The following is a 21,606-nucleotide window of genomic DNA, read 5'->3' as shown; positions in this document are numbered from 1 at the left end:
TAGAAAATTCTGGATTGTACATTGTTGTTTAATATACATCAAAGAGGTGTTTGTTTATGCAAGGTTATCTCGTGTTACCGGATGGGGTGGTTTTTGAAGGAACACTAGGTGAGACCATTTCTCCTATTAAGGGCGAACTTGTTTTTTATACAGGAATGACCGGTTATCAGGAAGTATTGACGGATCCCTCCTATAAAGACCAAATCGTTGTTTTTACTTATCCTTTAATTGGAAATTACGGCATCAATGATCAAGATTTTGAAAGCAAAAAACCGCAAGTAAAAGGGGTGATCCTTTTCCAACTAACTGAACATTACTCGCATTACAAAGCGAAGCATTCATTGAAAGAATATTTGGAAAAATGGAACATCCCATATTTAACCAATATTGATACGAGGGCGGTTGTGAAGCAGATCCGTTCAAAAGGCTCGCAATATGCGGTTATTTCAGCAAAACCCGTATACAGCGAGGAAGAACTGTCCGATTTTCCGATCCGCGAAGTGTCCGGAAGCGAAATTGAAACATATGGCGATGGCGGTCCGCATATCGCACTAATTGATTTCGGTTTTAAAAAATCGATTTTATCTTCATTGCTAAAAAGAGAATGTAAAGTTTCTGTCGTTCCGTTTCATCAAATGGAAAAGGTGTTTGATTTAAACCCTAACGGCATCGTTCTCTCGAACGGACCGGGCGATCCGAAGCAAATGAACGATTATTTTCCATTATTAAAAAAATTAATGATGAAGTATCCGACCCTCGGCATTTGTTTAGGAAATCAATTGATCGCTCTTTCCTTTGGAGGAAACACAACAAAACTCCGATTCGGTCACCGCGGCGCCAATCATCCAGTTGTTGATCAAAAGACGGGAAAAGTATTTATGACATCGCAAAACCATAGCTATGTCGTTGACAGCGAAAGCTTGACTGGAACTTCGCTTAAACTGCGCTATACAAATGTCAATGACGGTTCTGTTGAAGGGCTTGAGCATGAAACGTTAAAAGTTTTATCGGTGCAATTTCATCCTGAAGCCCATCCGGGACCTGAAGATGCCGATTTTATTTTTGATGAGTTTTTAGAATCATACGTAGCAACGGGGAGAGAAAAAGTCTATGCCTAAGGACACGTCATTAAACAAAATTCTTGTCATCGGTTCAGGGCCGATCATCATCGGCCAAGCGGCTGAATTTGATTATTCCGGAACTCAAGGGTGCCTTGCATTAAAAGAAGAAGGCTTTGAGGTTGTGCTAGTCAACAACAACCCGGCAACGATTATGACAGACACGAAATTTGCCGATGCGGTTTATTCAGAACCGCTGACTATTCAAAGCATTGAAAAAATTATTGCGAAGGAACGTCCTCAAGGCCTATTGGCGACGCTTGGGGGACAAACAGCGTTAAACTTGGCAGTGCAGCTTGATCAGGCGGGAATTTTGGCAAAATACGGCGTTAAATTACTTGGGACATCCGTTGAGTCCATTCAAAAAGGGGAAGATCGGGAGCTTTTTCGGAAGCTGATGATGGAATTAGAAGAACCGATTCCTGAAAGTAAAATTGTTGAGGATGTTCAATCCGCACTGCAATTTGCTGAAGAAATCGGCTTTCCAATCATCATTCGCCCTGCCTATACACTCGGCGGAAAAGGCGGAGGAATTGCTTATAATCAGGAAGAATTTGTCTCGATCGTAACAAATGGTTTAAAAATGAGCCCCATCCATCAAGTGCTTGTGGAAAAAAGTATTGCCGGTTTTAAAGAAATCGAATATGAAGTGATGCGTGATTCACAAGGAACGTGCATTACTGTCTGCAACATGGAAAACATTGACCCGGTAGGAATTCATACGGGAGATTCGATTGTTGTTGCCCCTTCACAAACATTAACAGATGAAGAATATCAAATGCTGCGCAAAGCCGCTCTCAAAATTATCGATGCGCTAAAGGTAATCGGAGGTTGCAATATCCAGTTTGCGCTTGATCCATATAGCAAACAATACTATGTCATTGAAGTTAACCCAAGGGTCAGCCGGTCATCCGCCCTCGCTTCAAAGGCAACGGGCTATCCGATTGCCAGAATGGCTGCAAAGCTTGCGGTCGGGTATCAATTGGCCGAATTGAAAAATCCGTTGACGATGTCAACATATGCCAGCTTTGAACCTGCGCTGGATTATGTTGTCGTTAAGTTTCCTCGCTGGCCGTTTGATAAATTTCAAAAAGCGGATCGAAAGCTTGGAACCAAAATGAAAGCAACCGGCGAAGTGATGGCGATCGAACGGACGATGGAGGCTGCTTTGCAAAAAGCGGTGGAATCTTTGGAATTATCCAATATTGGCCTTTACTTGCCGAAGCTGGCGAAAGAAGACAAGTCCGCGCTTCTCAAGCGGCTTTCAAATGCGGACGATGAACGGTTTTTCATATTGCTGGAATTGATAAGAAGAGGAATCTCGTTAGACCGTCTGCATAAAGAAACAAAAATGGACTATTATTTTTTGCATGTGTTTCACCATCTCATTGAATTGGAACAAAAAATAAAAACAGAACCACTTTCGCGGGAATTTTTAAAACAATTAAAGCATTTCGGGTTTTCCGATCGGTCGATCGCCTATTGGCTAAAGAAAGAGGAAAAAGAGATCCGCAAGCTTCGCAAAGATTGGGGGATTCATGCGATCTTCAAAATGGTCGATACGTGTGCGGCCGAATTTTCAGCCCGAACGAACTATTTTTATTCCACCTATCTAGGTGAAAATGAAGCTGTTCCGACAAAAGGCGAGAAAAAGGCGCTTGTGATCGGTTCAGGGCCAATCCGCATCGGTCAAGGTGTTGAGTTTGACTACAGTGCTGTCCATTGCATTCATACATTGCAAAAACTTGGATATGATGCCATCATGATCAATAACAATCCTGAAACAGTCAGCACCGATTATGAAACAGCTGACAGATTGTATTTCGAACCGCTGACGGTGGAACATATTTTAAATGTGATTGAAAATGAAGGAATTGATGTTACGATTGTTCAATTTGGCGGACAAACGGCCATCAACTTGGCGGAAAAGCTTGAACATGCAGGTGTCAAGCTGCTTGGTACAACATCAGAGCTGCTCGACATTTTAGAAGACAGGGAAAAATTTTATTTACTGTTGGATCAGACAGACATACCGCATATTAAAGGCGCGGTGGCGCATACAAAAGAGGAGGCGCTGACGGAGGCTAAAAAGCTTCAATTTCCGATTTTATTGCGGCCTTCCTATGTCATCGGCGGAAGAGGAATGGTAAAGGTGGAAAGCGAAGAGGAGCTTGCACAGTTGGTGGAACAAGCAGAAGAAAACCACTTCCCGCTCCTTTTGGATGAGTTTTTGCATGGGAAGGAGGCTGAAGTCGATTTAGTTGCGGATGGTGAAAACGTCTATATTCCAGGTTTCATGGAACATATTGAACCGGCCGGCGTTCACTCCGGCGACAGCTTCGCCATTTTTCCATCTGTTTATTTGTCTGAAGAGACGAAAGCGAAAATGGCCGATTATGCCGAAAGAATGGTTAAACATTTACGATATAAAGGGATCATGAACATTCAATTTTTAATTGATAAAGAAAAAGTCTATGTGCTTGAAGTCAACCCAAGAGCGAGCCGGACTGTTCCAATTGTAAGCAAAATTGCCGGTATATCTCTCGTTGAGTTGGCAGCAACGGTTTTAGACGGAAAATCGCTGCCGGATTTATCAATTCAACAAGCAGATCATCATTTTGTCGCTGTGAAATACCCTGTCTTTTCAACGCATGCCCATTCAGACGTTGATATGAAGCTGGGGCCTGAAATGAAATCGACAGGCGAAGGGATGTGCATCGGAAAAACTGTGGAAGAAGCGATGCGAAAAGTATTTGACCACTTGTTCCCAATTGAAGAAAACGGCATTTTTATCGATGGTGTCCTGAATGCAGCAGTTCCTCGTGATCTCAAGCTGGCAAATGACGATTTTGCAAGCTGGATTGAACGAAAAGAAGCCGCGCTTTATTACAACCCGGATAATAGCGCCCAAGCAAAAGAAAGACGGCAGAAAGTGTTGGAGCGGGGAATTGCTGTGTTGACGGAAGAAGCTTCATTTCTTGAGTTTTTAAAAGCGTGTTCGGTTTCGGATTACACGCCTGTTTCATTACACGAATTGACAAATAAAGGAGTAGAAATAAGTTGATGAGTCAGTCAACCATTGAAATATCAAAAGGATTAACGGGAAGAAACGTATTAAAACTGATGGACTTTACGTTGGAAGAAATTCAATATTTGCTTAAAGTGGCATTGAACTTGAAACAAAACCCGATTTCCGACGCTCTGAGCGGGAAGACGTTGGCCATGATTTTTGAAAAATCCTCTACGCGCACCCGCGTTTCTTTCGAGGTGGGAATGCTGCAATTAGGGGGGCATGCGCTATCTCTTTCGCCAAAAGACTTGCAACTCGGCCGTGGCGAGACAATCGCCGATACAGCGAGAGTGTTGTCTTCTTATGTCGACGGCATTCTTCTCCGGACGACTGATCATAATCGGGTTAAAGAGCTTGCCGAATATTCAAAAGTCCCTGTTATCAACGGTTTATGCGACTTATATCACCCGTGCCAAGCATTGGCGGATTTAATGACGATTTATGAATTGAAGGGAACATTTTCCGGAGTAAAAGTAGTCTATGTAGGGGACGGCAACAATGTTGCCCATTCCCTCATGATCGGATGTGCGAAAGTCGGCGCGGATTTTGTCATTGCCACCCCTAAAGGATATGAACCGAATGAAAATATTTTTAATCAAGCGAAAGAAATCGCACAAGCAACCGGAGGAACAATTGCTTTAAGTCACAATCCAGATGATGCGGTAAAAGATGCCGACATCATTTATACGGACGTTTGGGTCAGCATGGGACAAGAGGAAGAAACAGAAGCCCGAATGCAGGCTTTTCAACCTTTCCAAGTCAATGAAGCTTTATTGGCAAAGGCAAAGCCTGATGCCAACTTCCTTCACTGTTTGCCTGCCGTTCGCGGCCTGGAAGTGACAGATGAAGTGATGGAAGGAAGCCAATCCGCAGTCTTTATACAGGCAGAAAACCGTCTTCATGCGCAAAAAGCGATTTTAAAAGAAATATTAAAATAAGGAGAAAGAGTCAGCCGCCTTCTGGACTGACTCTTTTATTTTTGGAAAGTTATCGGGGAAAAACAGAAAAATTTGCAGCAGAAAGGAGAGAATGGGCAATTTAAAGCAATAATTAGAGCCTTTTATTTGATTGTTTTGAGTCGTTTAGCTTGGAAACATGTTTTTCAACTATCAGAGTTGCGACGCCCAGAAAAAAATGGAGAAACGGAGAAGGAGGGCCAAGTACTATTGATTGTGTAAACTCTCACTTCCAGTTCAACGAACCAGGACTCCCCGGAAAATCAAACTGCTTTCTTTTTCACAAAGTTCCTCAATTTATCCGAAGGAGTGTCAGAGTTTCCTTTACATAAAATACTTTTTTGCGGCAACAATAGGCTTGAGGAGGGATGATTCATGGGTCAAAATCGCCAGTTCAAGCCTGGACAAAAAGCGCCTAACAATGGAATTTATATCGAAGTCGGCGAGACCGGATCGATGGTGGTGAATCCCAAAAAGATCGAACTGAAAGCAGGAGATCCATTCCCTGAAACATCCAACCACAATCGGGTTTGGACGTATAAGCGTAAACCATAACATTTTCAAACAACGATAAGCCATTCGGATAGCGGATGGCTTTACTTCATGTAGAAAGAAGCTATAATAAAATTAAAAGGTCAAAAAAAGTCAAAACAGGGGAGACCGATGTATGGATGTGAACAAATTTACGGAGAAATTGCAAGTCGGTGTCTTTGAGGCACAGGAAATTGCCAAACAAAATGAGAATCAAGAAGTTGATGAGTTCCACGTTTTGCTGGCCTTTCTCCGCCAGACAGACGGCATTTTTCCAAGGATATTGGAAAAATTGCAATGTTCTCGTGAACAAATGGAGGACAAAATTAAAGAACAATTGCGTAAAAAGCCGAAAGTGTCCGGAAATACCAACATCTATTTGTCCCGCTCCCTTTCAGAAGCTTTTGCAAAAGCGGATGACATACGAAAGAACTTTCAGGATGACTACTTGTCCGTTGAACACATGATCTTGGCGTTTTCGCAATCAAATTTAAAAGAAGTGAAAGAACTTTTTCAGCAATTTGGTTTGACAAAAGATGCGCTGCTAAAAGTGTTAAAGGAAATAAGGGGGAATTCGCGAGTGACTTCACCTAATCCGGAAAGCACATATGAAGTGTTGGCAAAATACGGACGCGACTTAGTGAAAGAAGTGAAAGAAGGAAAAATAGACCCTGTTATTGGAAGGGATCAAGAAATTCGCCGTGTGATCCGAATTTTGTCGCGGAAAACAAAAAATAACCCGGTGTTGATCGGTGAACCAGGTGTCGGAAAAACGGCCATTGTGGAAGGGCTTGCCCACAGAATTGTTCGGAAAGATGTTCCGGAAGGATTGAAGGATAAAACGATTTTTGCCCTTGATATGAGCTCGCTCGTTGCGGGAGCGAAATTCCGCGGCGAGTTTGAAGAGCGGTTAAAAGCTGTTTTGCAGGAAATCAAAAAAAGCGATGGCAAAATTATTTTATTTATTGATGAGCTGCATACGATTGTCGGTGCCGGCAAAACGGAAGGTGCGATGGATGCCGGAAACATGTTAAAGCCGATGCTTGCTAGAGGCGAGCTGCACTGCATCGGGGCGACAACGCTGGATGAACATCGCAAATATATTGAAAAAGATCCGGCATTGGAACGCCGCTTTCAGCAAGTGCTGGTAAGTGAACCGACAGTGGAAGACACCGTTTCCATTTTAAGAGGGTTGAAAGAACGTTTTGAAGTCCATCACGGCGTAAGAATCCATGATTCAGCGCTTGTGGCGGCAGCCGAGCTTTCCAACCGCTACATTACCGAACGATTCCTTCCTGACAAGGCAATTGACTTAGTGGATGAGGCATGCGCAATGATCCGGACTGAATTGGATTCGATGCCCGCCGAACTTGATGAAGTGACGAGAAGAATGATGCAGCTTGAAATAGAAGAAGCGGCATTGAAAAAAGAAACAGATGAAATAAGCCAAATCAGGCTGAAAGAACTGCAAAAAGAGCTTGCCAATTTAAAAGAAAAAGCGGACGAAATGAAAGCAAAATGGCAAATTGAAATGGAAGGCATTCAAAAGTTAAGACGGTTAAGAGCAGATTTGGAAAAAGCACGCAGAGATTTGATCGATGCCGAAAATGAATACGACTTAAATAAAGCGGCTGAACTGCGCCACGGAAAAATTCCGGCGCTTGAAAAACAAATCAAGCAGCTTGAAGAAGAAATGCAAGGAAAAGAAACAAATAAAATGCTCCGCGAAGAAGTAACCGAAGAAGAAATTGCCGGCATTGTGGCAAAATGGACTGGCATACCTGTTGCGAAGCTTGTCGAAGGGGAACGCGAAAAGCTTTTAAAACTTGAACAAACATTAAAAAAACGCGTCATTGGCCAAGATGAAGCCATTGAATTAGTAGCGGATGCCGTTTTGCGGGCGCGAGCCGGCATCAAGGATCCGAACAGACCGATTGGTTCTTTCCTGTTTTTAGGCCCTACAGGAGTCGGGAAAACGGAGCTAGCCAAAGCGCTTGCGGAAACGCTTTTTGACAGCGAAGAGGAAATAGTTCGAATTGATATGTCTGAATATATGGAAAAGCACTCCGTATCAAGGCTGATCGGCGCACCTCCCGGTTATATCGGATATGAAGAAGGCGGACAATTGACGGAGGTCGTCCGGAAGCACCCTTATTCCGTCATTTTGCTTGATGAAATAGAAAAAGCTCATCCGGAAGTGTTCAATATTTTGCTGCAAATGCTTGATGATGGCAGAATGACCGATTCGCAAGGGAGAACGGTCAATTTTAAAAACACGGTGATCATCATGACATCCAACATCGGGTCCAATTATTTGCTATCCGGGGTAAATAACGAAGGGGAAATCACAGAGGAAGCAAAAAACAAAGTCATGGATGAACTCACCATGCATTTTCGCCCGGAATTTTTGAATCGAATCGATGATACGATTTTATTTAAGCCATTGACGATGAAAGAAGTGAAAGGGATCGTGCAAAAACTGTTAAAAGAGCTTCAGGATCGCCTTTCACATAAGTCGATTATCCTCGCCATTACGGATCAGGCAAAAGAATATATAGCGAAAAGGGCATTTGACCCGGTATATGGAGCCCGCCCGCTGAAACGGTTTATTCAAAAATATGTTGAAACTGAACTTGCAAGAGAAATCATCGCCGGAACGATTCATGACCGCGACCATGTGACGATCGACGTTGAAAATGAAAAGATCATTTTAAAGAAAAAATGAAAAAACCCTTCCCGCTTTTGGGAAGGGTTTTTAAATTAATGGTCTTGGGAAGCCTCCGTTGGGATCAACTCGGCGATGACAAAAAGAATCACGGAAAAAATGACAGCAATGACAGCAGCGGTCGAAACATGAAATTCGCTTCCGGTCATTGAAGATATGACATAACTTGCCATATTGATTAATAAAAATGTCCAAAAAAATGTTGCTGCATATCTCACTTTCTTCACCTCATTCATTCTTCTTCATTTATATTATCATAGAAAAATTCTGATGAAAACGGTTGTTCCTTGATTTTTTTCAAGGGTTCTTCTATCCATTTCAACATATCGCACATACATTATAAAAAGATGAACCGAAGGAAAGGTGGTGGGCAAATGGAAGGGGTCACAGAGAGATTTTTTCAAATTGAAGGTGAATGGAATTGTTTGCATCTGCCGGAAAAACCAAATGGATTTGGCATTTTTATAATAGGGGATCGAAACCATTATGTCGAAAGCAAATCAAGCTACTGGCTTGAACATTACGGACGCCGAAAGCTTTTGAATACTTTAAGATCTAATGGGTATACATTGTTTAATTCCAATCTTTACGGAAGGCATTGGGGGAGCCCTGATGCAATGCTTTTAGCGAAACAGCTTTATCACCTGGTCATGAAACAAGAAATTTTAAACAAGAAGATTCATATTCTGTCAGAAGGTATGGGGGCGCTCATCGCTTTGCGCTTGATGGAAGAAATACCGGAGCATATTCGTTCAACCGCAATGATGAATCCTTGCCTTGATATAACTGCTCATTTGCAGCAAGAAAAGGAAAATAAATTTTTCTATAAACAATTGATAAAAGAACTCTCTCTTGCCTACAAACTGGACGAATCGGAAGTTAGTCAGTATTCCTTTGCCCAAATCGATGATTTTCAAGCAACCATACCTGTTCGGATATGGCAAAGGATGAACGGGGGGGATTATGCATATACATTACACAGCAAAAAATACGAAGAATGGAGAAAGCATATAAACGCTCCAATACAATTAACATTTCATTTTTCAGAAGACTTTGATCGGATTCAGCAAATGATCAAACATTTCTTTAAAGAACAAGAAAAGATTTTATAGGATTAGTCCGATCGTACATTTGTATTTAGGACTAATCTTTTCTTTTTTTGCATACGATACAATACCAGTTTTCGGTATGGAGGGATTTGATGTCAGTTGTACAACGAATATTGATCATTGGTGTTCAGCAGTTTATCGGATTTCATTTAGGCATGAAGTATTTGGAAAAAGGATGGGAAGTAGACGGTGTGTTCATTGAACCGAAAGATGTGCGGCAAAAAAAATTGGCTGAGGAAGAAATGATGTGGCTCGGGAGAAACGCTTTTTTCCGTTTATGGCACCGGGATGATTGGCTTGAACACATCATTGGGCGCAAATACCGCTTGATTTATGATTGCGAGACTTTTACTGAGCATTCAGGAAGAAATGAAACGGGGAAACGATTTGAAAAAACGATAAAAGTTTTAGAAAAGAAAGAGGCGCCTATTATTTTTTTGTTTTCTTGCGAATATTGCGATGATCAACTGAAATGCAAGCTGGAACAACAATTGCAAGAACTAGGAATGCCCCATTTATTTGTTCATGTACCAACCGTTTTTGGCGCTTGGCAGCCGCTCAATCATTGGATGACAAAATGTATGCTTGAGAAAACGGAAAACGCAAATGAGAACGTATTTATTTGCGACCTTCTTCATATTGAGGAAGTCATTCAAATTTTGCTGGAAATAGACGACGAGCTTATTTTTGAAAAAAATGTTTTCATTTCTTCGAATGATGAGGGACGAGTGAAAAAAGTGATGGATTTTCTCAAGTTGGATCGTTATTCGTACAGCCCCCCTCCTGCTCAGGAAATGAAGGTTTTAGTTCCAAGAAAAAAAGCGAATATCGAAACGTCATTAAAAAAATTGGATGATTTTTTCGCTGAAATCTCCTTAATATTGGATTTGGAAGAATAATTTGTCTTTACTTCAATCCTTTTGTATAGCAAAATATAAAGTGGATTTATTGATTTGACATTTTTCGATAAAAATCGACGCCGACGAAAGTTGAAAAATAAAAGATTCGTTCGTTTTGCTGTAAAGAATCAAAAAAGCATTTTAAAAGAGGAAAGGATGGAGTTGTATGGAATGAACAAGAATATGATCATGATTTTCGTTCTTTTTTTGCTGCTTGTCGGTTGTGGACAAGTGCCAAAGGAAGGAAACTTAAAAAAAGTAGGCTTGCTCGTTCCAGAGACAATCAATGACCAGGTTTGGGGAACAAAAGGCTACAAAGGCTTATTGGAAATCCAATCGAAACTTGGGGTTGATGTTTTTTATAAGGAAGGGATCAATTCTGAAGCGACCGTAAAACAAGCGGTTGAAGAATTCCATGAAAAAGGTGTAAATTTAATCATTGGGCATGGAAGTGAATATCAAAATTTTTTTAGGGAGATTCAAGATGAATATCCTGATATTCATTTTGTTTTTTTCAATGGCGATGCCAAAGGGAAAAATGTTACAAGTTTAAACTTTGAAGCGCATGCAATGGGATTTTTCGCTGGAATGGTTGCCGCACACATGACCAAGACAAATCATGTCGGAATCATTGCTGCGTTTGAATGGCAGCCGGAAACAGAAGGATTTTATCAAGGTGCACTTTATGAAAATCCGAACGTCAACGTCCATATTGAATATGTCGGCGGCTTTGACAAGGTCGATTTAGCTTTGCAAGAGTTGAATACATTAATTGAAAAAAAAGTAGACGTTGTATATCCTGCAGGCGACAGATATAACGTTCCTGTCATAGAACAAGTAAAGAAAAAAGGAATTTATTCCATCGGCTATGTTTCCGATCAAAGCGACCTCGGGTCTCAAGCGGTTTTGACCAGTACAATACAACATGTTGATAAGCTTTATTTATTGGTGGCAAAAAAATTTAATAAAGGGGAATTGGAGAACGGGAATTTATTTTTTGATTTTCAAGATCATGTGATTGATTTAGGAAAGTTTAGCCCGCTGGTGGATAAACCTTTTAAAAATAAATTGCTAAAGCTTGTGGATGAATATAAAAAGACAGGAAAATTGCCGAACGAATAGGGGCTATAAAGGTTCTCCGTCAAGATATGAGGAATGGGATGCAGATTGGCAAGCATCCCATTTACTCTTTAAAAAATTTTTTTATTTGGCCAATGATCGGTGATATTTCGTTGATGACGGGTTTGAGCTCCACTAGTTTCGTGACAATGTCGTCCACCTGTTCCATTAACTTTGAATAATCAATATGATTGCTTTGCTGTTTTCTCTCCTTTTTCCTATTATGATCCCCGCTTTCACTTTCAATAGGTTGAATTGGTGCTCCGAACATTAATTGGCTGAAAAAATCCGGCTGTTCTTTTTTCACCTCTTTTTCAGGCTGATGATCCATGAACATCCCCGCTTTCTTTTTTCTCTATAGTATGTTTATGTATGAAATACAGGATTGCATGGACTTATGACCAATCATTCGTGTTGATCTTCAGAAAAAAATAAGATAAAATTAGTACCAAGTCATAATATTTGCTGTTAATATTTGTCTAAAGGAGATGTGCTGTATGAAAGCTGGAATCGTCGGCATCGGCTGTTATACACCTGAAAACATCGTTACAAACCATGACTTAGAAAAAATCATGGATACTTCTGATGAATGGATTCGGACGAGAACTGGAATCGAAGAACGGAGAATTGCACCGGATGATATGAAAACGTCGGACATGGGAGTAAAAGCCGCACTTGAAGCCATAAAAGATGCGAATCTTTCAGCTGAAGAGATTGATATGATTTTAGTTGCAACTGTTACACCTGATCAATCATTTCCATCCATGGCATGTGTGCTTCAAGAAAAGCTCGGTGCAAAACGCGCTGCTGCAATGGATATAAGTGCGGCTTGTTCCGGCTTCATGTATGCGATGGTAACAGCAAAACAATTTATCGAAACAGGTGTATACAAAAATGTTCTAGTGGTTGGGGTGGAAAAGCTGTCCAAAATCACCAACTGGGAGGATCGGTCCACAGCCGTCTTGTTCGGAGACGGTGCAGGCGCCGTTGTAATGGGGCAAGTAAGCGAAGATAAAGGCATTCTGTCCTTTGAATTAGGAGCGGACGGCAGCGGCGGCAAGCATTTATATGAGGATGGCCACATTGTAATGAATGGGCGTGAAGTATTTAAATTTGCGGTGCGGCAAATGGGCGAGTCAAGCATCAATGTGTTGGAAAAAGCCGGGTTGTCAAAAGAAGATGTTGATTTTCTCATTCCACATCAAGCCAATATTCGCATTATGGAAGCAGCCAGACAGCGCCTTGAACTGCCGGTTGAAAAAATGTCCAAAACGGTTCATAAATACGGAAACACTTCCGCCGCTTCCATTCCAATTTCTTTATATGAAGAAGTGAAAGCAGGTAAAATTAAAGATGGCGATATCATCGTAATGGTCGGCTTTGGCGGAGGCTTAACTTGGGGCGCCATTGCGTTAAAATGGGGAAAATAGCAACTGGTGATGAAAATGAATTCATTTTTTTCGTAACTATCCGAAAAAGGTGAGGTGCTATATTCATGGAAAAACGAAGAGTAGTCGTGACGGGCGTTGGAGCTGTAACTCCGCTCGGACTAACTGCAAAAGAAAGCTGGGAAAACGCGTTGAAAGGCGTTTCTGGGATTGGCGAATTGACTAGGGTAGATAAAGAATTGTTTTCGGCCAAAGTTGCCGCCGAAATCAATGGGTTTCAACCGGAAAACTTTATTGATCGCAAAGAAGTGCGCAGAATGGATCGGTTCACGCAATTTGCCTTGGCGGCATCTTTCATGGCGGTGGAGGATGCCGGATTAAAAATTACAGATGAAAATAGAGAGCGCGTTGGTGTTTGGATCGGTTCAGGCATCGGCGGGATGGAAACCTATGAACAGCAGTTTGAAACGTTTATGGAAAAAGGCTCGAGACGAGTCAGTCCTTTTTTTGTACCGATGATGATTCCTGATATGGCGGCAGGCCAAGTGTCGATTGCATTAGGTGCAAAAGGGGTGAACTCCTGTACAGTAACCGCTTGTGCAACCGGTACAAATTCGATTGGCGATGCTTTTAAAGTAATTCAACGAGGCGATGCCGACGTCATGATTACGGGAGGAACGGAAGCGCCATTAACTAAAATGGCTTTCGCCGGTTTTGGTGCTGCGAAAGCATTATCGACAAACCCTGATCCGAAAACGGCGAGCCGCCCGTTTGATAAAAACCGTGACGGTTTTGTGATGGGCGAAGGCGCCGGCATCATTGTCATCGAAGAGCTTCAACATGCTTTGAAACGCGGGGCGACGATTTACGCAGAACTTGCTGGATATGGTGCAACAGGTGATGCGTTCCATATTACACAACCTGCTCCCGGCGGGGAAGGCGGAGCAAGAGCTATGAAAATGGCCATTGAAGATGCCGGTTTAACGCCGGAAGATATTGACTATATTAATGCCCATGGAACAAGCACGGAGTATAATGATAAATTTGAAACGCTCGCCATTAAAAGCGTGTTTGGAGACCATGCTTACAATTTAACCGTGAGCTCAACAAAATCAATGACAGGGCATTTACTTGGAGCAGCAGGCGGTGTTGAAGCAATTTTTACCGTGCTGGCAGTGAAAGAAAACATCATTCCGCCGACGATCAATTATGAATCGCCGGATCCTGATTGTGATTTGGATTATTCTCCGAATGCGGCAAAGCAAAAAACAGTGCGCGCAGCGATGAGCAATTCGCTCGGATTTGGCGGGCATAATGCAACACTTGTCTTTAAAAAATATGAAGGATAACCAGAATAAACCGATGCTGCCTGTATGAGGCAGCATCGGTTTTTTTTGCAAATGTTTCGCATCAATTTCGATCGCCATTAAGATATGATCAAAATTCATCTTTTCACAAGGAAAAAAGCTGACTTTCCATCTTTTAATTTAGGCGAAAACACAAAACCTCTTCCTTTTTTTGAATATGGTAAAGAAGGGAGGTGGTTTTTTGGGAGTTATTACTACCGGCAAATGGATAAAAGAAGCGAATGGCGATCCGTTGGCAGTTTGTGAAAACTTAGTAAATTATTTCCCGAATGTTTCGAAGGAAGAAATCCATTCTTTTCTTACCGAATACGGAATGCCACGGTTCAGAATGGACGGAAGTTGGATGGAAAAAGCAAAGGAAGCAAGGTTATGGAAGAAAACGAATGATTATTTTTTGCAATTGAAACGAAATTGGAACGGTTCAGATGTGCCAATTTTTATATTTCCAGTTGAAGAGGGAAGAGGTTTATTCATGAGAACGTTTGATCGGCGCTCTGGCATATCTTTTAATGACAAAATGTTTTTGTTTTTGTCTCCGGAAGTGGAAGATGAAGAGCTGATGGCTTTATTGGTTCATGAATATCATCATGTTTGCCGGCTTCAAAAAAACGAAGAGCAGGACGAACATTTGACCCTTATTGACGCAATCATCATGGAAGGGCTTGCGGAACATGCCGTATTAAATAAAGTGGGCGAACAGCATGTAACCGAATGGTGCAAAAAATATCCGAAAAGACAGCTGAAAAGCTGGTGGAAAAGATTGGTTGCCCCTCATCAGCATGCAAAACAAGATGAACCGATATTTAACCAACTTTTGTCAGGAAAAGGCTTTTACCCGCCAATGCTCGGTTACGCAATAGGATATGATATCGTTGATGATTATTATAAGAAAAATTCATTTTCAATAAAAGACAGCTTCCAATTGCCGGCTAAAACCTTTGTGGAATTGTATGAGGCAGAGGAATAAACGCCTCTGCCTTATTTTTTCATCATAAAATGGACAAACCAAGAATAAGAATCCAGTAAGGAAAATCTTTTTTGAAAAAGATGGGGGAATAGCTTTGGTGCAAAAATGGAAATGGGTTGCTGCCGGTATTCTTGTATTAGCGGTCTTTTTATTTGTCAGCTGTTCCGACAAAAACGAGGAAACGAATAAACGCTTGCCAAGGAGCATGGAAACGATGACACAATCGGAATACAATCAATCCGGGATGGAGCATAATCCTTTCATCATCGGTTCTCCCCAATCTCCGCAAATGTTTAACCCGCTTTTTTCGTTGGATGAGACAAGCTCTGAAATCGAAAACCTGATTTTTGATGGATTAGTAAGGATCGATGAAAACCTGCAGCCGAAACTGCATTTAGCAGAGGACATTCAACAATCGGATGGCGGATTGACATATACAGTGAAAATTCGCAAAGGAGTCAAGTTTCATGATGGGGCGGCATTAACGGCAGATGATGTCGTATTTACTTTCAGCATTCCGTTAAGCCCTGAATATGATGGCAATCGCGGTTCAGATTTTGAAATGATTAAAAGTGTCCAAAAAATGGATGATTATACGGTGCAATTTCGATTAAACCGAAGAAACCCCTCTTTTTTGCCAGTAACATTGACTTATGGGATATTGCCGAAGCATTTATTGAAAAAGACTCCCATTTATCAGCTTGATGAACATCCTCTCAATTTCGAAAAGCCGGTTGGAACCGGTCCATTCCGGTTCGTCAAATGGGAGAAAAACAACTATATAGAATTTGCCGCCAACGATCAATATTTTTTGGGAAAACCCTTCATACAATCCATTAAATATCAAATCGTCCCAAACAAAACCGATCTCATTCAACAAATACAAAATGGGGAGATTCATTATGCATTTGGATTCGATCATAAGGATGCCAAAATGATCAAAAAAAGGAGAGGAATCAATATTCAATCGCAGTGGTCCCATTCATATGCGTTTATCGCCTGGAATCAGAGAAAGGAATTATTTCGAGACAAACGGGTAAGACAGGCGCTGGCGATGGCAATTGACAAAAAATCTATAATCCGCCATATTTTACGCGGAGAGGGAAAAAAAGCTGATATTCCAGAAAGTCCTGTTTCAAACGTATATACGGAGGAAATCGAAGCCCTTCCGCATAAACCCAAAAAAGCAAAACAAATTTTGAAAGAAGCGGGCTGGAAAGATACAGATGGGGACAAGATATTGGATCAAGATGGCAAGAAGTTTTCCTTTACACTAAAAACCAACACGGAAAACGGTATTCGAATGGAAGTGGCAAAAGAAATTAAAAAACAATTAAAGAAAATTGGAGTGGAAGTACAGACCGAATTTGTCCAATGGGAACCGTTAATTGAACAAATATCGCCGCCAAATTGGGATTATGACGCTGTCATTTTAGAATGGTCTTTATCCGCTTTTCCAAACCATTTTCAAATTTTTCATTCCAGCCAGCGAGAGAACGGCCTAAATTTTGTTTGGTGGGAAGATGCCAAAGTTGACCAATTGCTTGAGGAAATAATGAAAACAACCGCCCCGGGGAAAAGAAAAGCACTAAACAAAGAACTCTTTCAATTGATCGCTGATGAACAGCCATACACTGTCCTATACTATCCGAAGGAATATCGGGTGATTCCGAAATATCTAAACGGTTATACGTTTCATCACAAAAATCCCTTTTATAAAATCAATGAATGGGCGTTTGCCGAGAATTTTGAAAAATAGGATGATCGATTCGGAAAAAAGTTTTCCTTTGAAAAGAAAAAAATGGAATAAAAAAATCTCCCCCTGCCAATAATGATGACAAACAGTCTTGAAGTGGGGGTCTTGACATGTTGTACTTGCACGATGTATGGGTGAATTGGTTTGAAGGAGAAGAAAATGGTTATAATGTTTGCTATTTTCATGAATGGAGAAAGGATGATAAGATTGAACTATTGGATCAAGTGCCTTTAATAATGGTCGATCAAGACTTATATGATTATATTGAAAACGATTTAGACGAATTGCCGGAAAAGCTATTAAAAGAAGTGCATCAAAAAGCGTATGTGCGGAAAAATCATGAAAGAATTCAGCTTGACTATTGTTTTATTGCAACAGACGGCAAAGGGATATTGGCAGTAGATACAATCGGCTATTTGACGCCAGTTCGGAAAAGCCGCCTCATCCCTAGGCAAGAACAGCTTGTACTGGATATGGTAAAAGACATAGAGCCGGATTCATACGGGTTTTCGTTTGATCATAAAAAAGAAAAACAATACCATCTGCTTTCTCTTGCACCTAAATTTATGTCTGGTTTGACACGAAAGGAACGGCAGTTGAAACAACTTTTGTTTATGGCACTTGACCAATTGCAATCAACTAAAAACACTGCTGAAATGAAATATTGGTATACGGAGTGGAATCCGCATAAATACGAAGAAATTCAATCGCTTGCGTTTGAAGAAATATGGCAAATGCTTTATGACGAAGCCATCATCGGCTGGTCGGAGAAGCATGAACAGCTTTGTGAACGACTGATAAAGGGACAGCCTTTCTTTGAAAAGCTTTGGGAAATGGAACAAGAACCAAAAGTGAATTAACAACAGGTACTTCTGAAAGTTTCTAAAAAACACCCACAGAATTTTTCTGTGGGGTTAACAGTTTTTCGGCTTTTTTTTTCAAATGCATATGCTTACGCCCGCTTTCTCAAAATGGTAGCCTATTTATCGTTTTTTTCTGCCTAGTCCCATTGCGTTCTCCATTTTTTTCAACATTTTCGAAGCTACCTTGTTTGCTTTCTCCGCCCCTTCATCCAAAATGTCATCTAGTTTGTCCGATTCAATTAAAGAATAATATTTTTCTTGGATCGGCTTCAGCGCGTTGATGACAATTTCAGCTAAATCCGCTTTCAATTCTCCGTATCCTTTTCCTGCGTATTTTGCTTCCAAATCTTGAATCGAAATACCGCCGAGAATGGAATAAATGGATAAAAGGTTTGATACTCCAGGCTTTCGTTCTTTATCATACCGGATGACTCCGTCTGAATCGGTTACGGCGCTTTTAATTTTCTTTTCTATTTGTTTCGGATCGTCAAGAAGCGAAATAAATGATTTTTGGTTTGGATCTGATTTACTCATTTTTTTCGTTGGATCTTGCAGCGACATGATGCGGGCGCCGACTTTCGGAATGCGGACTTCCGGAATCGTGAAAATTTCGGCGTATTTTTTATTAAATCTTTCAGCCAAGACCTTCGTCAATTCCAAATGCTGCTTTTGATCTTCGCCAACTGGAACAAGATCGGTGCTGTATAGAAGAATATCAGCCGCCATCAGCGGCGGATATGTTAACAGGCCGGCAGAAACCGCTTCTTTTCCCCTTGATTTATCTTTAAATTGCGTCATTCGTTCAAGCTCGCCAATGTATGAGACGCATTGCAGCATCCAGCCGGCTTGGGCGTGGGCTGGTACTTCAGATTGGATAAATAAAGTTGATTTTGCCGGATCAATTCCCACAGCCAAATAAAGAGCGGCAAGGCTGCGAATATTTTTTCTCAACTCCAATCGATCTTGCGGAACGGTAATGGCGTGTTGGTCGACAATGCAAAAGAAGCAATTGTATTCGTCTTGCAGCTCAACGAATTGCCTCATCGCTCCAATGTAGTTTCCGAGCGTCAACGTCCCGCTTGGCTGAATTCCTGAAAAAATCGTTTTCATTGATCAAATCACTCCTCTTTAAGAATATAAAAAATCCATCCGTCCGTTAGGGACGAATGGACCGCGGTGCCACCCTAATTATTTCACAAAGCAACTTGTGAAATCACTTTCGCCTTTTATCGCAAGACAAACGCCCAACCTACTTATTTTCAGCTGGGTGCTCAAAAGCCCATTCCATACCGGACAGTGTTTGTTTCCACCAACCACAAACTCTCTGATGACTGCTTTCGGCATGTACTCTTCTTTTTCATCGCACGATTATTCATTTAAACGAAATTATAAAAAAACTTTCCGTTCTTTTCAAGTATGTGACTTTTTAAAGCGAAACTGATATTTTAAAAATGTTATCAGGAAGGTGTTTCAGCATGCACCGAGAAATCTTGGAAACATTGCAAAAGTTCACCGCTAATTGAGAATTTTAATATGAAAATGATCCTCAATTGACAGTTGTAACATTTTTGTAAGGATGCAGAAGAAATTTTTTATATGCGAATTTGTTTTTTTATAGTATAATAATCAATAGCAATTCCTTCTTTAAATTGATTTTAATTTAATATTGAACGATACACCTTTTTTGGTGACAAGGAGAGTGAGAATCAGATGGTAACTTTGTATACATCTCCGAGCTGCACATCATGCCGAAAAGCAAAATCTTGGTTGGAAGAACATCAGATTGAATATAAAGAGCGGAACATTTTTGCGGAGCCTTTAACAATTGATGAAATCAAAGGGATTTTAAGAATGACGGAAGATGGTACGGATGAGATTATTTCTACCCGTTCAAAAGTATTTCAAAAGTTGAAAGTGGATGTCGATTCGCTTCCGTTGCAAGATTTATACGATCTCATTCGGAAAAATCCGGGAATTTTGCGGCGCCCGATTTTGATTGACGAAAAAAGACTGCAAGTTGGGTATAACGAAGATGAAATCCGCCGCTTTTTGCCAAGAAAAGTCCGGACGTATCAATTGCGGGAAGCGCAACGATTGGCAAACTAAAACGGAGAGACAGCCTTCCGGAATGGATTCCCGGGAGGCTAAGTTATTTTTTTGGCCATGTTGCAAAGAAGAGCGTAAAACAAAATCAATAAAGAAGTTAAATAAGGAAGGCCTTGCTTCAATGCGCCATGGCCGAAAAATGAACCGATGATATCATCTGCCACCATCATGCGGCCGGCCGTGAAGGCTAAAATTGCGCCGCCGGCATAGATGAGCGCCGGAAAGCGGGACATGGCTGATATCATGAATTTGCTTCCCAAGATGATGACCGGAATTGAAATGACAAGACCAATGACAACAAGAAGAACATTTCCTCCAGCTGCACCTGCTACTGCAATCACATTATCAAGTCCCATAAATAAATCTGCCAAAACGATGGTCTGAATCGCTTTCCTTAATGAATGATGACTTTTGATGGATGTATGTTCTTCACCTTTTCTTGTTAATAATGATGAAGCGATAAACAGGAGCAACACACCGCCCGCAAACTCAAGAAAAGGTATTTTCAGTAAATGGACAGCTAAAATTGTCAACAAAATACGGCAGCAAATGGCCAGCAGTGTGCCGAACAAAATTCCTTTCTTTCGCTGTTCTTCAGGCAAATTGCGGCAGGCGAGAGCAATGATGATGGCATTATCGCCTCCTAATAATAGATCAATGCCGATAATGAGCAAAAGTGAGAAGATAAATGGCTCTTCCATAATCAACCTCTTTTCAAACGAATTGCTTGTACATTTATATGAAAAATCGAAGCGATTATGCCTTTTAGGTAAATAGCGGTTTTTTCTAATTTCAAGACTTTTTTTATTTCTTTATGAAGAAATTTATCATAAAATAGTAATAGACATTGAACAACTAGATGCTCACGGATAAATATCGTAAGTTTGGGTATAGTGAAGAAAAGTGCAATTCATTCGGGGGTTTATTGTCCCTTCGAAAATCTATACAGAAGGGAAGGTTGTTCAAATGGAAATTGAACGAATTAATGAGCATACGGTGAAATTTTACATCTCCTATGTTGACATAGAAGAGCGTGGTTTTGACCGCGAAGAAATATGGTACAATCGGGAACGGAGCGAAGAGCTGTTTTGGGAAATGATGGATGAGATTAATGAAGAAGAGGATTTTCCGATGGAAGGTCCACTTTGGATTCAAGTCCATGCAAATGATAAAGGCTTGGAAGTGGTGGTGACGAGAGCCCAGCTTTCAAAAGATGGCCAAAAGCTGGAATTGCCCATTATGGATGATAAACTGAAGGAAATCCCAGTTGATGAAAATATAGAATCCTTGTTGGACAAACATTTTAATTCGTCAGGAAGCTCCCATTTTGAAGAAGATGAGACAGTCGAATTGCAATTCGTCCTGAAATTCCAGGATTTTGAAGATTTGATTGCTCTATCAAAGCACCATTTGGAAGGGTTCCAAAACAGCTTATACGTTTATGAACAACAGTACTATTTATTCATTGAATTTTTCGATGCAGAAGACGAACGGGTTGAAGATTTGTTAAGTATCATTCTTGAGTATGGGCAAGAATCAAAAATGACCATTCATGTATTGGATGAATACGGTCAATTAATCATGAAGGACAATGCCTTGGAACAAATCAAATCGCACTTTTCTTAACATTGC

19 protein-coding genes and 1 other annotated feature are annotated in these 21,606 nt (G+C 40.9%); of the genes, 15 read left to right on the top strand and 4 right to left on the bottom strand.

Translation table 11 applies throughout. The features are described from left to right. Nucleotides 1–56: 56 nt before the first annotated feature. From AC0KTX_RS04660 to clpB, 5 genes are all read left to right on the top strand, one after another. A complete protein-coding gene (locus tag AC0KTX_RS04660) occupies nucleotides 57–1,118 on the top strand; it encodes a carbamoyl phosphate synthase small subunit (RefSeq protein ID WP_474251073.1) in 1,062 nt (353 codons plus the stop codon). Then, on the top strand, nucleotides 1,111–4,182 hold the full coding sequence (locus tag AC0KTX_RS04655; RefSeq protein WP_474251072.1) for a carbamoyl phosphate synthase large subunit: 3,072 nt from the start codon (nucleotides 1,111–1,113) through the stop codon (nucleotides 4,180–4,182). The genes AC0KTX_RS04660 and AC0KTX_RS04655 overlap by 8 nt, the downstream gene beginning before the upstream one ends. Beyond that, entirely contained in the window at nucleotides 4,182–5,126 is a 945-nt protein-coding gene (gene argF, locus AC0KTX_RS04650) for an ornithine carbamoyltransferase (RefSeq protein WP_474251114.1), read from the top strand. Before AC0KTX_RS04655 ends, argF begins: the two co-directional genes overlap by 1 nt. Before the next feature lie 393 nt (nucleotides 5,127–5,519). Beyond that, nucleotides 5,520–5,699 carry a YjzC family protein gene (locus AC0KTX_RS04645; RefSeq protein ID WP_474251071.1) on the top strand — a complete coding sequence of 60 codons (180 nt, stop codon included), beginning with the start codon at nucleotides 5,520–5,522 and terminating at the stop codon, nucleotides 5,697–5,699. A 112-nt stretch (nucleotides 5,700–5,811) separates the two neighbouring features. Beyond that, complete coding sequence (gene clpB, locus AC0KTX_RS04640) at nucleotides 5,812–8,400, top strand: ATP-dependent chaperone ClpB (RefSeq protein WP_474251070.1); 2,589 nt, start codon at nucleotides 5,812–5,814, stop codon at nucleotides 8,398–8,400. Between the two features lie 35 nt (nucleotides 8,401–8,435). Here the strand turns inward: clpB and AC0KTX_RS04635 are convergent, their stop codons facing one another. Continuing rightward, nucleotides 8,436–8,627, bottom strand: coding sequence for a YjzD family protein (locus AC0KTX_RS04635; RefSeq protein ID WP_474251069.1), 192 nt, complete (start codon nucleotides 8,625–8,627; stop codon nucleotides 8,436–8,438). A gap of 147 nt (nucleotides 8,628–8,774) precedes the next feature. Between AC0KTX_RS04635 and AC0KTX_RS04630 the strand changes: the two genes are divergently transcribed. The 3 genes from AC0KTX_RS04630 (at nucleotide 8,775) to AC0KTX_RS04620 (ending at nucleotide 11,530) form a co-directional block, all read left to right on the top strand. Further along, nucleotides 8,775–9,512, top strand: coding sequence for a hypothetical protein (locus AC0KTX_RS04630; protein ID WP_474251068.1), 738 nt, complete (start codon nucleotides 8,775–8,777; stop codon nucleotides 9,510–9,512). An 89-nt stretch (nucleotides 9,513–9,601) separates the two neighbouring features. Beyond that, nucleotides 9,602–10,408, top strand: coding sequence for a hypothetical protein (locus tag AC0KTX_RS04625; RefSeq protein WP_474251067.1), 807 nt, complete (start codon nucleotides 9,602–9,604; stop codon nucleotides 10,406–10,408). Nucleotides 10,409–10,579: 171 nt separating this feature from the next. Continuing rightward, nucleotides 10,580–11,530, top strand: coding sequence for a BMP family ABC transporter substrate-binding protein (locus AC0KTX_RS04620; RefSeq protein ID WP_474251066.1), 951 nt, complete (start codon nucleotides 10,580–10,582; stop codon nucleotides 11,528–11,530). 61 nt (nucleotides 11,531–11,591) lie between these two features. Here the strand turns inward: AC0KTX_RS04620 and AC0KTX_RS04615 are convergent, their stop codons facing one another. Continuing rightward, the gene (locus AC0KTX_RS04615) at nucleotides 11,592–11,858 is read right to left on the bottom strand and encodes a hypothetical protein (RefSeq protein ID WP_474251065.1); all 267 of its coding nucleotides are present in this window, start codon (nucleotides 11,856–11,858) and stop codon (nucleotides 11,592–11,594) included. A 166-nt stretch (nucleotides 11,859–12,024) separates the two neighbouring features. Here AC0KTX_RS04615 and AC0KTX_RS04610 point away from each other — a divergent pair, with 166 nt between their 5' ends. The 5 genes from AC0KTX_RS04610 (at nucleotide 12,025) to AC0KTX_RS04590 (ending at nucleotide 17,865) form a co-directional block, all read left to right on the top strand. Continuing rightward, a complete protein-coding gene (locus AC0KTX_RS04610; RefSeq protein WP_474251064.1) occupies nucleotides 12,025–12,957 on the top strand; it encodes a beta-ketoacyl-ACP synthase III in 933 nt (310 codons plus the stop codon). A 65-nt stretch (nucleotides 12,958–13,022) separates the two neighbouring features. Beyond that, nucleotides 13,023–14,264 carry a beta-ketoacyl-ACP synthase II gene (fabF, locus tag AC0KTX_RS04605; RefSeq protein WP_474251063.1) on the top strand — a complete coding sequence of 414 codons (1,242 nt, stop codon included), beginning with the start codon at nucleotides 13,023–13,025 and terminating at the stop codon, nucleotides 14,262–14,264. A gap of 199 nt (nucleotides 14,265–14,463) precedes the next feature. Then, nucleotides 14,464–15,249: a DUF2268 domain-containing putative Zn-dependent protease gene (locus AC0KTX_RS04600; RefSeq protein WP_474251062.1), complete on the top strand. Its 786-nt coding sequence runs from the start codon at nucleotides 14,464–14,466 to the stop codon at nucleotides 15,247–15,249. Between the two features lie 97 nt (nucleotides 15,250–15,346). Then, a complete protein-coding gene (locus AC0KTX_RS04595) occupies nucleotides 15,347–17,008 on the top strand; it encodes a peptide-binding protein (RefSeq protein ID WP_474251113.1) in 1,662 nt (553 codons plus the stop codon). A gap of 107 nt (nucleotides 17,009–17,115) precedes the next feature. Further along, complete coding sequence (locus tag AC0KTX_RS04590) at nucleotides 17,116–17,865, top strand: DUF3603 family protein (protein ID WP_474251061.1); 750 nt, start codon at nucleotides 17,116–17,118, stop codon at nucleotides 17,863–17,865. A 123-nt stretch (nucleotides 17,866–17,988) separates the two neighbouring features. Here AC0KTX_RS04590 and trpS read toward each other — a convergent pair whose 3' ends face one another. Further along, a complete protein-coding gene (gene trpS / locus AC0KTX_RS04585; protein ID WP_474251060.1) occupies nucleotides 17,989–18,978 on the bottom strand; it encodes a tryptophan--tRNA ligase in 990 nt (329 codons plus the stop codon). A gap of 45 nt (nucleotides 18,979–19,023) precedes the next feature. Continuing rightward, nucleotides 19,024–19,238, bottom strand: a binding site (T-box leader). Nucleotides 19,239–19,578: 340 nt separating this feature from the next. Here trpS and spxA point away from each other — a divergent pair. Further along, the gene (gene spxA, locus AC0KTX_RS04580; RefSeq protein ID WP_474251059.1) at nucleotides 19,579–19,974 is read left to right on the top strand and encodes a transcriptional regulator SpxA; all 396 of its coding nucleotides are present in this window, start codon (nucleotides 19,579–19,581) and stop codon (nucleotides 19,972–19,974) included. Between the two features lie 38 nt (nucleotides 19,975–20,012). On the opposite strand, the gene AC0KTX_RS04575 is transcribed toward spxA, so the two are convergent. Continuing rightward, nucleotides 20,013–20,675, bottom strand: a complete 663-nt coding sequence (locus AC0KTX_RS04575; protein ID WP_474251058.1) for a TerC family protein — start codon at nucleotides 20,673–20,675, stop codon at nucleotides 20,013–20,015. A 265-nt stretch (nucleotides 20,676–20,940) separates the two neighbouring features. On the opposite strand from AC0KTX_RS04575, the gene mecA reads away from it, so the two are divergent. Continuing rightward, the gene (gene mecA, locus AC0KTX_RS04570) at nucleotides 20,941–21,600 is read left to right on the top strand and encodes an adaptor protein MecA (RefSeq protein ID WP_474251057.1); all 660 of its coding nucleotides are present in this window, start codon (nucleotides 20,941–20,943) and stop codon (nucleotides 21,598–21,600) included. Nucleotides 21,601–21,606: the final 6 nt, after the last annotated feature.

It is taken from the genome of Aeribacillus sp. JST-2 (assembly GCF_056032925.1).
This window is presented reverse-complemented; position numbering and strand designations above follow the sequence as displayed.